14 protein-coding genes are annotated in these 13865 nt (G+C 62.0%); 4 read left to right on the forward strand and 10 right to left on the reverse strand.

The annotated features are described in order from the left end of the window. Window positions 1-48: 48 nt before the first annotated feature. From ACVWVY_RS02630 to ACVWVY_RS02640, 3 genes are all read left to right on the forward strand, one after another. Entirely contained in the window at window positions 49-1731 is a 1683-nt protein-coding gene (locus ACVWVY_RS02630) for a long-chain-fatty-acid--CoA ligase (RefSeq protein WP_456624913.1), read from the forward strand. A gap of 22 nt (window positions 1732-1753) precedes the next feature. Next, window positions 1754-2305 carry a DUF924 family protein gene (locus tag ACVWVY_RS02635; RefSeq protein ID WP_456624914.1) on the forward strand — a complete coding sequence of 184 codons (552 nt, stop codon included), beginning with the start codon at window positions 1754-1756 and terminating at the stop codon, window positions 2303-2305. A gap of 109 nt (window positions 2306-2414) precedes the next feature. Then, entirely contained in the window at window positions 2415-2900 is a 486-nt protein-coding gene (locus ACVWVY_RS02640) for a peroxiredoxin (protein WP_108512187.1), read from the forward strand. A gap of 252 nt (window positions 2901-3152) precedes the next feature. Here ACVWVY_RS02640 and rnhA read toward each other — a convergent pair whose 3' ends face one another. From rnhA to ispH, 3 genes are read right to left on the reverse strand one after another with little or no spacing between them, the layout of a single operon-like run. Then, window positions 3153-3611 carry a ribonuclease HI gene (gene rnhA / locus ACVWVY_RS02645; protein ID WP_456624915.1) on the reverse strand — a complete coding sequence of 153 codons (459 nt, stop codon included), beginning with the start codon at window positions 3609-3611 and terminating at the stop codon, window positions 3153-3155. Next, complete coding sequence (locus tag ACVWVY_RS02650; protein WP_456624916.1) at window positions 3599-4579, reverse strand: homoserine kinase; 981 nt, start codon at window positions 4577-4579, stop codon at window positions 3599-3601. Before ACVWVY_RS02650 ends, rnhA begins: the two co-directional genes overlap by 13 nt. A gap of 8 nt (window positions 4580-4587) precedes the next feature. Then, window positions 4588-5550 carry a 4-hydroxy-3-methylbut-2-enyl diphosphate reductase gene (gene ispH / locus ACVWVY_RS02655; RefSeq protein ID WP_456624917.1) on the reverse strand — a complete coding sequence of 321 codons (963 nt, stop codon included), beginning with the start codon at window positions 5548-5550 and terminating at the stop codon, window positions 4588-4590. Window positions 5551-5770: 220 nt separating this feature from the next. Between ispH and ACVWVY_RS02660 the strand changes: the two genes are divergently transcribed. Beyond that, window positions 5771-6469, forward strand: coding sequence for a DUF1013 domain-containing protein (locus ACVWVY_RS02660; protein WP_108512191.1), 699 nt, complete (start codon window positions 5771-5773; stop codon window positions 6467-6469). Window positions 6470-6545: 76 nt separating this feature from the next. On the opposite strand, the gene ACVWVY_RS02665 is transcribed toward ACVWVY_RS02660, so the two are convergent. The 7 genes from ACVWVY_RS02665 to ACVWVY_RS02695 all read right to left on the reverse strand — a co-directional run bounded on the left by ACVWVY_RS02665 (window position 6546) and on the right by ACVWVY_RS02695 (window position 13846). Next, window positions 6546-6806: a SemiSWEET transporter gene (locus tag ACVWVY_RS02665; protein WP_456624918.1), complete on the reverse strand. Its 261-nt coding sequence runs from the start codon at window positions 6804-6806 to the stop codon at window positions 6546-6548. 105 nt (window positions 6807-6911) lie between these two features. Beyond that, window positions 6912-9386, reverse strand: a complete 2475-nt coding sequence (locus ACVWVY_RS02670; RefSeq protein ID WP_456624919.1) for an ATP-binding protein — start codon at window positions 9384-9386, stop codon at window positions 6912-6914. Window positions 9387-9730: 344 nt separating this feature from the next. Beyond that, window positions 9731-9937: a DUF6494 family protein gene (locus ACVWVY_RS02675; protein ID WP_456624920.1), complete on the reverse strand. Its 207-nt coding sequence runs from the start codon at window positions 9935-9937 to the stop codon at window positions 9731-9733. A 13-nt stretch (window positions 9938-9950) separates the two neighbouring features. After that, entirely contained in the window at window positions 9951-10220 is a 270-nt protein-coding gene (locus ACVWVY_RS02680; RefSeq protein ID WP_456624921.1) for a hypothetical protein, read from the reverse strand. Window positions 10221-10538: 318 nt separating this feature from the next. Further along, complete coding sequence (locus ACVWVY_RS02685) at window positions 10539-11246, reverse strand: nitroreductase (protein ID WP_456624922.1); 708 nt, start codon at window positions 11244-11246, stop codon at window positions 10539-10541. A gap of 2 nt (window positions 11247-11248) precedes the next feature. Further along, window positions 11249-12493 carry an acyl-CoA dehydrogenase gene (locus ACVWVY_RS02690; RefSeq protein WP_456624923.1) on the reverse strand — a complete coding sequence of 415 codons (1245 nt, stop codon included), beginning with the start codon at window positions 12491-12493 and terminating at the stop codon, window positions 11249-11251. Between the two features lie 105 nt (window positions 12494-12598). Continuing rightward, a complete protein-coding gene (locus ACVWVY_RS02695; protein WP_456624924.1) occupies window positions 12599-13846 on the reverse strand; it encodes an acyl-CoA dehydrogenase in 1248 nt (415 codons plus the stop codon). Between the last annotated feature and the right edge of the window lie 19 nt (window positions 13847-13865).

Below are 13865 nucleotides of genomic sequence, written 5' to 3' on the forward strand. Positions count from 1 at the left end.
GGATCTGATGCACATCGGATCCGGGCTCGGAACCAGAGGGGAAATACCATGGAGCGGATCTGGCTCAAGCAATATCCGGCCGGCGTGCCAGCCGATATCGACGTCACCCAGTACTCATCGCTGGTCGAGCTATTGGAAGAAAGCTTTGCGAAGTTCGCCGACCGCAAGGCGTTCATCTGCATGGACAAGTCGATCAGCTACCGCGACCTCGACGATATGTCGGCAGCACTCGGCGCCTATCTGCAGAGCAAGGGCCTGCAGAAGGGCGCGCGCGTCGCGCTGATGATGCCGAACGTGCTACAATACCCGATCTCGACCGCCGCCGTGCTGCGCGCCGGCTATGCGGTGGTGAACGTCAACCCGCTCTACACCCCGCGCGAACTCGAGCATCAGCTCAAGGATTCCGGCGCGGAAGCGATCGTCGTTCTGGAGAATTTCGCCACTACGGTGCAGCAGGTGATCGCGAGGACCGCGGTCAAGCATGTCATCGTCGGCAGCATGGGCGACCTGCTCGGCTTCAAGGGCGTGATCGTCAACCTTGTCATCCGCAAGGTGAAGAAAATGGTGCCGGCCTGGTCGATCCCGGGCGCGGTCTCGTTCAACGATGCGCTCGCCGCCGGCCGCAGCCTGAAGCTCAACAAGCCGAAGCTCACGCTCGATGACGTCGCCTTCCTGCAATACACCGGCGGCACCACCGGCGTCTCCAAGGGCGCGACGCTGCTGCACAAGAACATCCTGGCCAACGTGCTGCAGAACGACGCCTGGCTGCAGCCGGCGCTGAAGAAGCCGCCGCAAGTCGATCAGATCTTCATCGTCTGCGCCCTGCCGCTCTATCACATCTTCGCGCTGACGGCGTGCTTCCTGCTCGCGATGCGGGCCGGCGGCGTCAACCTGTTGATCCCGAACCCGCGCGACATGCCGGGCTTCATCAAGGAGCTGATGAAATATCAGGTCAACAGCTTCCCGGCGGTCAACACGCTCTACAACGGCCTGTTGAACTCGCCCGGTTTCGACAAGGTCGACTTCTCCAAGCTGAAGACCTCGTTCGGCGGCGGCATGGCGACGCAGAAGCCGGTCGCCGAGAAATGGCTGAAAGTCACCGGCTGCGCGCTGTCGGAAGGCTACGGCCTGTCCGAGACCTCGCCGACGCTGACCTGCAACCCCGCCGACACCGACCAGTTCTCCGGCTCGATCGGCATCCCGGTGCCGTCAACCTACCTCTCGATCCGCGACGACGACGGCAAGGAAGTGCCGCTCGGCCAAGCCGGCGAGATCTGCGCCAAGGGCCCGCAGGTGATGGCCGGCTACTGGAATCGGCCGGAAGAGACCGCCAACGTGATGACCCCGGACGGCTTCTTCCGCACCGGCGACATCGGCGTGATGGACGAACGGGGCTACACCAAGATCGTCGACCGCAAGAAGGACATGATCCTGGTCTCGGGCTTCAACGTCTATCCGAACGAGATCGAGGAAGTGATCGCGAGCCATGCCGGCGTGCTGGAATGCGCCGTCATCGGCGTGCAGGACTCCAAGTCCGGCGAGGCGGTGAAAGCCTTCATCGTCAAGAAGGACCCGAACCTCACCGCCGAGGAAGTCATCAAGTACTGCGGCACGCAGCTCACCGCCTACAAGGTCCCCAAGCAGATCGAGTTCAGGACCGACCTGCCCAAGACCAATGTCGGCAAGATCCTGCGCCGCGAACTGCGCGACGAGAAGAAGGCCGCGGCCTAAAGGCCACGCGGACAATCTGACGATGGGTGAACCTCACGTCGCGCCGGCCGATATCTTGGCTTTCTGGCGCGACGCCGGCCATGACCGCTGGTACATGCCCGACGACGCCTTCGACGCGGGGGTGCGCCAGCGCTTTCTCAGCCTGTGGCAGCGCGCAGCCGCCGGCGAACTATCCTCATGGGAAACGAGCGATGACGGCGCGCTAGCGCTCGTCATCGTGCTCGACCAGTTTCCCCGCAACATGTTCCGCGGCGATATCAGGACCTATGCCAGCGATGCCCAGGCACGCGAGGTGGCGCACCGCGCCATCGATCGCGGCGTCGACGCGCGGATCGATGGCGCTTTGCTTGAATTCCTGTATTTGCCCTTCATGCATTCGGAGCATCTCGCCGACCAGATGCGCTGCATTGAGCTGTCGCAAAAGGCCGGCCTTGCCGAAAGTGCGAAGTGGGCCGAGCACCACGCCGACATCATCCGGCGGTTCGGCCGCTTCCCCCATCGCAACCGCCTTTTGGGCCGTGCGACCACACCGGACGAGCAGGCCTTCCTGGACGAAGGGGGCTTTTCGCCCTGATGACGGAAGCGTGAACGGCCGCTATCGTTGCCGTTTCAACCCCCGCGAATATTGTGCCGATCACCCGCCCAGTCTAAGAAACTATCCGCTCATTGAGGGAGAATTGACGATGACGATCCAAGTTGGCGACAAGCTGCCGGAAGCCAAGTTTCGCGTGATGACGGCGGAAGGTCCGCAGGTCAAAACCACCGACGATATTTTCAAGGGCAAAAAGGTGGCGCTGTTCGCGGTGCCCGGCGCCTATACCGGCACCTGCCACAAGATGCATCTGCCGAGCATCTTCCTCAACGCCTATGCCATCAAGGACAAGGGCGTGAGCACCATCGCCATCGTCTCGGTCAACGACGCCTTCGTCATGAACGCCTGGAAGCGCGACACCGACCAGCGCGACGAAGCCGTGTTCCTCGCCGACGGCAATGCCGATTTCACCAAGGCGATCGGCATGGAGCTCGACGCCTCCGGCAACGGCCTCGGCATCCGCTCCAAGCGCTATTCGATGCTGGTCGACGACGGCGTCGTCAAGAAGCTCAACCTCGAGCCGGCACCCGGCAAGGTCGAGGTCTCCGGCGGCGATACGCTGCTGGGGCAGCTGTAAGCTGACATCGTCATTGCGAGCGCAGCGAAGCAATCCATCGCTCCGCACGCGCTGAAGCATGGATTGCTTCGTCGCTTCGCTCCTCGCAATGACGGTTGTTGGCGCTCGCGCCCAACAAAACTGTCGTCGCCCGGCCTTGTGCGCAATTGCGCACTGGGACCGGGCGATCCAGTACGCCGCGGCCTCTCGTTTCCATCGCTAATGTCTCTGGAATACTGGATCACCCGCCTTCGCGGGTGATGACGGCCGGGGTTACTTCAACCTCGCCATCGCTACACCCTCGCGAGCCAATTGATCGGCGCGTTCGTTTTCGGCGTGACCGGCGTGGCCCTTGATCCAGTGCCAGCTCACCTGATGCGGTTTCAGCGCGGCATCGAGCCGCTGCCATAGTTCGACGTTCTTGACCGGCTTCTTGTCTGCGGTGCGCCAGCCGTTTTTCTTCCAGCCGTGAATCCAGCCGGTGATGCCCTGGCGGACGTACTGGCTGTCGGTGGTGAGGTCGACCACGCACGGCTTCTTCAGCGCTTCCAGCGCCGAGATCGCCGCCATCAGCTCCATGCGGTTGTTGGTGGTGTGGGCCTCACCGCCCTTCAGTTCCTTCTCTTTGTCGCCGAATCTCAGGATGGCGCCCCAGCCGCCGGGGCCGGGATTGCCCGAGCAGGCGCCGTCGGTGAAGACCGTGACGTGAGGCAGTTCGCTCAAGCGACGCATCCCGGCTGGGTCAGGCCGTAATCGCGTACGCTCGCGACGTTCTGATGGAAGCGCAGCTTGCGGACATATTCGAGCGGGTCCTTTGGCTTCACCAGCGCGCCAGGCGGCACGTTGAGGAAATCGACCAGCCGCGTCAGCAGGAACCGCAGCGCCGCGCCGCGCGCCAAAAGCGGCAGCGCCTCCTGCTCGGCTTCCGACAATGGCCGCTCGCGGCCATAGGCGTTGAGCAGTGCGCGTGCCTTGGTGACGTTGAAGGAATGGTCCGGCTCGAAGCACCACGCGTTCAGGCAGATCGCGACGTCGTAGGCCAGCATGTCGTTGCAGGAAAACGGGAAGTCGATCAGGCCCGACAATCTATCGGCGAGGAAGAACACGTTGTCGGGAAACAGATCGGCATGGATGACGCCGGGCGGCAGATCTTTCGGCCAGCACGCTTCGAGGTGATCGAGTTCGCGCGCGATGAAATCCTGCAAGCCGGGCGCGACGCTGTCCGCACGCGGCGCGGCAAGATCGTACAACGGCCGCCAGCCCTCGACCGACAGCGGGTTCTTGCGGAACATCGGGAAGTCGCGGCCTGCCAGATGCATTTTGGCGAGCGCTTCGCCCACGCCAGAACAATGCGCGGCGTTGGGCCGCCGCGGCCACACGCCCTCGAGGAAGTTGATGATCGCCGCGGGACGCCCGGCCAGTTCGCTGTAGACCTCGCCCTTGCGATTCCTCGCCGGCTCCGGGCAACGCACGCCGCGCTCGGCCAGATGCGCCATCAGCGACAGGAAGTACGGCAAATCATCCACCGCCACGCGCTTTTCATAGAGCGTGAGGATGAACGCGCCCTTGCTGGTATGCAGCAGGAAGTTGGAATTCTCGACGCCCTCGGCGATGCCCTTGTAGGAGAGCAACTCGCCGATGTCGTAGCCTTTCATGAACTCCGCGAGGTCTTCGGCGGCGACGTCGGTGTAAACCGCCATGAAGAGCCTCAGGCGGCGTCGGGTCGCAGCGAACGCGGCAGCGGGAAGAACTCGTTCTCTTCCGCGGCCGAGACCGTCTCCACATGCAGCTCATAGCGCTCGGCGAAGGCGCCCATGATTTCCTCGACGATCACTTCCGGCGCGGAGGCGCCGGCCGTGATGCCGAGGCTCCTGATGCCCTCGAAGCGCGACCAGTCGAGATCGCTCGCGCGCTGCGCCAGGATCGCGACCTTGCAGCCCTCGCGCTCGGCGACTTCGCGCAGGCGCTGCGAGTTCGACGAGTTCGGCGCGCCGACGACGATCAAGGCATCGACCACCGGTGCCACCTTCTTGACCGCGAGCTGGCGGTTGGTGGTCGCGTAGCAGATGTCTTCCTTGTGCGGCCCGTTGATGTTCGGGAAACGCGCCTTGAGGAGGGCAACGATCTCGGCGGTGTCGTCGATCGACAGCGTCGTCTGGGTCACGAAAGCGAGGTTGTCCGGGTCCTTCGGACCGAACGTCTTGGCGTCTTCCGCGGTCTCGATCAGCGTCACCGCGCCGGCCGGCAATTGGCCGAGCGTGCCGACCACCTCGGGGTGGTGGGAATGCCCGATCAGGAGGATTTCGCGGCCGCGCTTGAAATGAATCGCGGCCTCGCGGTGCACTTTCGTGACCAGCGGGCAGGTCGCGTCCAGCGAGAAGAAATTGCGGGCGCGGGCGTCGGCCGGAACCGATTTGGGGACACCATGGGCCGAAAACACCACCGGGGCGTTGGTATTGTCGGGGATTTCGGCGAGTTCCTCGACGAAGATCGCGCCCTTGGTCTTCAGGCTGTCGACGACGTAGCGGTTATGCACGATCTCGTGACGGACATAGACCGGGGCGCCGTAGATGGCGAGCGCCCGCTCGACGGTATCGATGGCCCGCACCACCCCGGCGCAGAAGCCCCGGGGAGAACAAAGCACGATTCTGAGGTCTGGTTTAGCTGGCATGGGGCTATCTCGGGGACCGAATCACCCCTAGCCGGCGGGCTGGGAACGGCCAATTCGTATAAGGACTTGGGACTGCTTTCGGGCTCTGTCAAGGCACTTTAGCAGACCATTGCGCCAAAGGGGTTGGAAGGCGTATATAGCCCCCTAATTCCCGTCATCACCGATGACCATAGGCTTCGCCCTCCAAAAAGGGGTGGGCGAGGCACAAAGGAGATTTGCCATGAGCAATGCACCGCTGATGCCAAAAGCGACTGCCGTGTGGCTGGTTGACAATACCGCGCTGACCTTTGACCAGGTGGCCGATTTCACCAAAATGCACCCCCTTGAGGTCCGCGCCATCGCCGATGGCGACGCCGCCCAGGGCATCAAGGGCATGGACCCGATTTCGACCGGCCAATTGAGCCGCGACGAGATCGAAAAGGGCGAAAAAGACCCGAATTACCGCCTCAGGCTCGGCGAGAGCAAGGTTGTCCTGCCGCCGGCCGCCAAGAAGAAGGGCCCGCGCTATACCCCGGTGTCGCGCCGCCACGAGCGGCCGAGCGCGATCCTGTGGCTGGTCCGCAACCACCCCGAGCTGAAGGACGCGCAGATCATGCGCCTGGTCGGCACCACCAAGACGACCATCGCGAGCGTACGCGACCGCACCCATTGGAATGCCTCGACCCTGACCCCGATGGACCCGGTGACGCTCGGCCTGTGCTCGCAGATCGAGCTCGATTTCGAAGTGCAGCGCGCCGCCAAGGAAAAGCCGGTGCCCGCAGCCTACGGCGGCGCCACCCTGCTGCCGGCCTCCGAGACCACCAAGAAGGAGCCGGAATTCGAGCCGAGCGAGAAGACCGAAGACGACCTCAACGTCGACGCCGTGTTCGCCAAGCTGAAGACGATCGGCGGCAAGAAGCAGGACGACGAGGAGGAGTAAGGGGCTTCCCGATTCGGATTGATGAATTTCGAACGCGGCGGTTCATCCCGCCGCGTTTTTGTTTGCTGGCTTCGCTTCAACCGTACTTCAGCTTCATCCAGAGGATTCCGCCGGCCAGGACGATCGTAATCGCATTCGCGACGATCAGCGGCGCATCTCCGGAAAGCACGCCGTACAACAGCCAGAGCAGCAGGCCGAGGAGCATGACGAGGAACATTCCAAGCGAAATGTCTTCGGTGGAGCGGGTTCTCCAGACCTTCACGAACTGCGGTGCATAAGCGAGGGTCGTACACGCAGCGGCGGCAAACCCCAGCAGCTTGATTGCAAGTTGTTCCATGCCGCTCTTATAGCATCGATTCGAAGATGGATTTGAAGGACGACCGGGCGAGCCGATAAGAACCGCGAGTTTTGCGGAGACTGCGTCCCAATGCGTCCACAAGCGCTACCCGGGCAGGCTGGTTGAACTGCCGGAAATCGCTTCCTTGTGAAGCCGTGCAATGTGTTGCAGCAGGTCGTCTGCCACGAACGGCTTGATCAGGACGGCAACGCCGTGCGCAGCAATTGAGTTCACCGTTTCCGATCGGATATCACCGGTCATAACAATGGCCGGGATGTTCCAGGCAAGTTCCGCGCGCAGAGCTTTCACAGTGTCAAGGCCGTTTGGCGATCCGCGAAGATTGTAGTCACATATCAGCAAGTCGGGACGGACTTCTTGTCGGCTGATCCGAGCGAGCGCGTCATTCGCCGTTGCAACCGCGATCGCCTCCACACCTCTCGCTTTCAGCAGCCGACTGAGTGAGGACCGGACGCTCGTCTCGTCTTCAACAACAAGAATGATATTGGGAAGGTCGCTCTCATATCTCGGCCTTTGCGTCCTTTTAGTAGTGTCACGGCTTGAGTCTCCCCGCGGGACCTCAATCAAGAACACGGTGCCTTTGCCGGGTGTGGATCGTACATCGATCCTGTGGCCGAGCATCTCCCCTAGGCGCCTGACGATCGCCAGACCTAATCCGAAGCCACCGCGCTCCGCGCCATGAGCGCCCTGGTAGTACTCCTGAAATACATGAGGCAGCTGATCCCGTGCGATACCGATTCCGCTATCCCAGACTTCAATCCGAATCTTGTCACCCGCACGGCGGCAGCCGAGCAGAACCTTTCCCCGATCCGTATATCGTACTGCGTTCGACAGCAGATTGCGCAACATTGCTTCGAGCATTCCCTTGTCGCTACGAACCAGCAACCTCGATCCGACCATGCGCCACCGCAATCCTTTGTCAGCAACGGAATCGGCGAAGTCGGCTGTCAGGGAATCAAATACTTCATTGATCGCGAAGTCGCTCTTCGACGGATGGAGATTCCCGGCCTCCAGGCGATTGACGTCGAGCAGGCTCGACAGAATGCTGGACATCGTGTCGAGAGATCTCGCTATTCCGTCGACCAGGCGGCGTCCCTCACCATCCGGGAGGTGTGGCTCAAGGGACGCCTGCAGGAACCTGAGGGTTTGCATTGGCTGTCTCAGGTCATGACTGGCGGCTGAAAGGAAGCTGGATTTTGCCCGATCAGCCAATTCCGCCGACCTCCAGGCGCGGGAAATCTCTTCTTCAAATCGCTTCCGCTCCGTGACGTCGGTCGTCAGCCCATTGATGCGCGTGGGCTTTCCCTTTGAGCCAAAGTGCGCAACTGCAACCTGCTCCAGCCACACTTCGCCGCGGCCATCCGGCCGCGAAAATCGGAATGTCATCGAGTGCGGGTGCTGGTCCGGACCGGCAGTGCTCAAGCGGGCTGTGATCGACGCGCGATCGTCAGGGTGGATTTGTCTTATCCATTCCTCGCTGCTTAGCGATTCTCTCGGCCCAAGGCCCAGGATTTCCGCCGCATTCTGGCTCAGCCGTACCAGCCCGGCGCGAAGGTCCCAATCAAAGGTTATCACGTCGCCGGCCCGGAGCGCTTCTTCCAGCCGCTGCTCTCTTTCGAGTATCGCGAGTTCGTGTGTCCGCCGCTCGCTGAACAGGGCCGCCAAAACGAGCGCACCGAACGACGTGGCCAGAATGGTCGCCTGAGCAGAAAGCACACGCTCTTCGAGAGGCAAACGCGCATCGCCGAAAAGGCCAACGCCAAATATCGTTGTCCACACAATCGTGATCGCGCACATGAACGTTGCGACAGCCGTAAAGGCAGGGCGAACACGGGCAGCGATCCACACGAACAGCGGACAGAACGAGGCAATCGCCAGTTCGAGTATCCACGGCTCATTCGGCAGAAAGACCAGGAGCAAGCACAATGTACCCGCGAGCGCGAGCGCAAAGATCCCCTCCGCAACTTCGCGCCGGGGCGGAGCATTGCGCAAGAATGAAGCAAGCCCGATTACAAGCGGCGCGACTGTAATGGTACCCAGCGCCTCCGAAACGAACCAGTGACGCCATATCGTCGTGGCCGGTGCGACCGAGGGATGAAAGAGCGCAAATCCAAGCGTGCCCACGATACCGCTGAAAATAGCGGTAATGATCGTGGCGCCGAACAATCCAAAGACACGACGTAGCTCATTCAGCTCAAATGGGGCGCCAAAAAATCGCTGGATGAGCGCTGCGACAATGAGGGGACCACCGGCATTGGCCACGGCAAAAAAAGTCGTGCTGACAAGATTGCGATCGCTAAGCAGATTGGCTGCAAAAGTGGCGGCGACTACGCCGATTACGACCGGCCACCGAACGCTCGACCCGAACGCCACCAGGATGCCGGAGGCTACGCCCGCCGCCGGCCAGAACACCGCGACGCCGTCTGCCTTGTCGAGCAGAGCAAGGCTAAGGCGCGCTGCGAGAAAAAAGACGATTCCGACTGCGATCGTGGCGGCCCACGGCGGCCATCCAATAGAGGAGCGGGCCGGGGGGGCATCAGCTCTGGCCAACTCCAAACTCATTATGCACACTCACTGAGCGTACGCGATTATGGTGAACTGCCGGAACTTCGCTTCTTCGTCGGCCCGTTTTTGGAATGAGATCACTTGCCCACTCAGTATTTAGTGTCTGAGATGGCCTGACAAGTAGAAACCGGCTCTCTTGTGCAGTGCATGCGCGCCACAGCGCGTCCGGGAGCTTGTAAGCCGGTGGCTAGGTCAAGCCCGACCATAATGCTCACGTTCACGCCTTCCTCAAAAACTCCGTGCGGGTTCTCTCCGCGGAGACAGACCCCTCACCGTCTCGAACGACCTTACGCTCCTTCGATCCCCCCTCTCCCACAAGGGGAGAAGGGAAGAGATCGCGCCTAACCCAGCTCGATCTCGTCGGTGATCTCGTGCGAGAGGCTGACACCGCCGATGATCAGCACCATCTTCGCTGGCAGCTTTTCATTGCCCTTGAGCTTTCCGGCCTCAATCGCGTCGCGCACGGCCTTTTCGATTTCGCGCTGCGAGGTGATGCCGACTTTCTTCAGGAACTTGCGCAGGCTGGCGTTGAAAACGTCTTCGTTCATGAGGGCCTCCTGGTTAGGGCCTGACCGGATTGTTCAGCATCTGCTCGGCCATATTGCGTTGGGAACGGTCGGCGCGGGCATTGGCATTGCCGCGCTGCACGTCGCGGTTCTTGCGGCAGTTGACATAGTCGTTCGAGCCCACGGCGACATTGTTGGCGCGGCAGAATGCGTCGTCGTCGGCGCTGCTGTCGACCATGGTCGGCTGACCGCGTTCGAGGCAGCCGGTGAGCAAAGGGGCTGCCAGCAGGAGCGCGATGAAGTGCTTTGCGGGTCCAAATTTCATTGGATGCCTTTCGTTTTTCCATCTCGTCATTGCCGGGCGCCGGTCCCCGACCTGATCGGGGATGATCCTGCAATCCATCGAAAAGATGGCAGCCTGCTTTGAAGCCGATGGATGCCCGGGTCAAGCCCGCGGATGTCCGGACATGCTGCATCAGAACACGTATTCCACGGACTTCCGAAGCACGTTCCGCTGCAGATGAGCCTCCGTCTGTGCTAAACCTGAACGGGATAGCCGCCGGACGGCCCGCTGAACTGAAGCCGTTCCGTCGCAAACTTTTTTCAAGCGCTCCAGCATGTGGAGCGTTTTTTGTTTCCGGCCCTAGTCGACGAACGTAACGGTATCGGCAACGCTCGCCCGCGAGGTGCGGTAGCTGTTGACCTTGTGGGTGTGGTCGGCGAAGCCAAAGGAAATGCCGCAAACCACACGGCGATCGTCGGCCAGCCTGAAGTGCCGGCGGATCAGCCCGGAATGCCGCGCCAGCGCGGCCTGCGGAATGGTGCCGAGACCGAGCGCCTGCGCCGCGAGCATGAAGTTGGAGACATAGGCGCCGCAATCGACCGCGCCGTAGATGCCGAGCGGCTCGTCGGTGTGAATGATCGCGACATGCGGCGCGCCGAAGAAGTTGTAGTTCTCCAGCGCCTGCTTCGCATACGCCGTCTTGTCGCCTCGGACGATACCGAGCGTGTTGTAGAGCTGAAAACCGCTCTCGCGGCGGCGTTCGAGATAGACGCCGAGATATTCGCGCGGCGGCGTGAAGTCGTGATCGTCCTTGGCGCCGGACGCGGCCTCGGCATAGATCGCCTTGCGAAATTTCTCCTTGGCCTCGCCGCTCGCGATCAGCACCTGCCATGGCTGGCTGTTGCACCATGACGCGGTGCGCTGCGACACGCTCAGAACGTGCTCGATGGTCTCGCGTGGCACCTCCTGCGGCAGGAACGCGCGAACGGAATAGCGCTCGTTCAGGAGCTCCTCGAACACGCCAATACGATCTTCCGTCGCGTAACGCGCCTTTGCCGCAACATCCATGGTCAACGCCCCTTGGTCGGGATCTTGTTGAATGGCACGTCCTTGTCGACGCGGATGTCGCCGGGCAGGCCGAGGACGCGCTCGGCGATGATATTGCGCAGGATTTCGTCGGTACCGCCGGCGATGCGCATCGAGGGTGACGAGAGCAGCATCTGCTGGAACTGGCCGCTCGCCACTTGCTCATCCGCGCCCGTGAGTGCGCCCGCCGCGCCCTCCAGATCCATCGCATAGGTCGCGATATCCTGCAGCATCGTGCCGGACACCAGCTTGCCGATGGAATTCTCCGGGCCCGGCCGCTCGCCCTTGGAGAGCGACGAAATCGCGCGGTAGCTGGTGTATTTCAGGCCGCTCGCCTTCACCGCCCAGCTCGCAAGTTTTGAGCGCGTGGCGGGATCGTCGATTGCGAGCCCATCGTCGGTCATCAGGTTCGCGCAGAACTCGAACATTTCCGGGAAACCGGTGGCGAGCCGCGAACCGATCGACATGCGCTCATTCATCAGCGTGGTCAGCGACACGTTCCAGCCGTCGCCGACAGCGCCGAGGCGTTGATGATCGGGAATCACGACGTCGGTGAAATAGACCTCGTTGAACTCCTGCATGCCGTTGGCCTGCTTGATCGGTCGCACCTCGACGCCCTTGCTCTTCATGTCGAGGAAGAACATCGTCAGGCCCTTGTGCTTGGGCACATTGGGATCGGTGCGCGTGATCAGAAGGCCGTAATCGGAGTAGTGCGCGCCCGAGGTCCAGATCTTCTGGCCGTTGACGATCCAGTTGTCGCCCTTCTTTTCCGCGCGGGTGCGCAGGCCCGCAACGTCGGAGCCGCCGGCCGGCTCGGAGAAGAGCTGGCACCAGATATGTTCGCCGGAGGCGAGTTTTGGCAGATAGTGGCGCTTGTGCTCCTCGCTGCCGAACGCCATCACGGTCGGGCCGCACATGCCTTCGCCGATCTGGAACGGCTGCGTCAGCTTGCCATAGACGCCCTCTTCCTGCTGCCAGATCACCTTCTCGATCGGCGTGGCGCCGCGGCCGCCATATTCCTTCGGCCAGTGCAGGCAGGCCCAGCCGCCCTCGGCCTTCTTCTTCTGCCAGGCCTTGCCGACATCGACGATCTCTTCCTTCTCCAGCCGGATGCGGCCGAGCGAGGATTTTGACAGCTCCGCCTCATATTTCTTCGGCGCGTTGGCCTCGATCCATTTGCGGGCGGTAGCGCGGAATTCGGCTTCCTGCGGGGTGTCGTCGAAGTTCATGGCGGCTTCCTTTTTTTCTGCGTAGGGTGGGCTAAGCGAAGCGAGCCCACCATTTGAGTTTGACGCGGTGGGCAACGCTTGCGCGTTGCCCATCCTACGAATCTGTTACGCCCTTCCCTTGGTCGGGATCTTGTTGAACGGCACGTCCTTGTCGACACGGATATCGCCGGGCAGACCGAGCACGCGCTCGGCGATGATGTTGCGCATGATCTCGTCGGTGCCGCCCTCGACGCGGGTGCCCGGCGCACGCAAAAGCATCGCCTGGAATTTGCCGGCGACTTCGGCGTCCTCCGGCCCGCTCAGCACGCCGGCGGCGCCCTGCAGGTCGAGCGCGTACATCGCGACTTCCTGGACCATCGATCCCGCGACCAGTTTGCCGATCGAATTTTCCGGCCCCGGCCGCTCGCCTTTCGACAGCGCCGAGATCGCGCGCATGCTGGTGTATCGCAGGCCGCTCGCCTTCACTGCATAGTTCGCAAGCTTTGAGCGAACGCTGCGGTCCTCGATCGCGGGACCATCTTCCAGCATCAGGCTGTTGCAGAAGTCGAACAGTTCGGGGAAACCGGTCGAAACACCTGCGCCGATCGACATGCGCTCGTTCATCAGCGTGGTCAGCGACACGTTCCAGCCGTCGTTGACGGCGCCCAGCCGCTGCGAATCCGGAATCTTCACATCGGTAAAGTAGACCTCGTTGAAATCAGACTGGCCGCTGGCCTGCTTGATCGGCCGCACCTCGACGCCCGGGCTCTTCATGTCCAGGAAGAACATGGTGAGGCCCTTGTGCTTGGCGACATTAGGATCGGTTCGCGTCAGCAGAATGCCGTAATCAGAGTAGTGCGCACCCGAGGTCCAGATTTTCTGACCGTTGATGATCCAGTCGTCACCCTTCTTCTCGGCGCGGGTGCGCAAGCCCGCGACGTCGGAGCCGCCCGCGGGTTCGGAGAATAATTGACACCAGACCTTCTCGCCCGAGGCCAGCGGCGGCAGGTATTTGCGCTTCTGCTCCTCACCGGCGAACGCCATCATGGTCGGCCCGCACATGCCGTGGCCGATGATGAACATGCCGCTAAGCTTGCCGAACGGGCCCTCTTCCTGCTGCCAGATCACGCGCTCGATCGGCGACGATCCGCGGCCGCCATACTCCTTCGGCCAGTGCAGGCAGGCCCAGCCGGCATCCGCCTTCTTCTTCTGCCAGGCCTTTGCGACCTCCAGAATGTTGGCGCCCTTGAGCACGGTGCGGCCGAGCGAGGACTTTCGAAGTTCCTCCTCATATTGCTTCGGCGCGTTGGCGGAGATCCACGCCTTGGCCTCAGCGCGGAACGCGGCTTCCTGCGGGGTGTCGTCGAAGTTCATAAGCGTGGTCCTTCAAATT

The sequence above is a fragment of the Bradyrhizobium sp. URHC0002 genome (genome assembly GCF_054059515.1).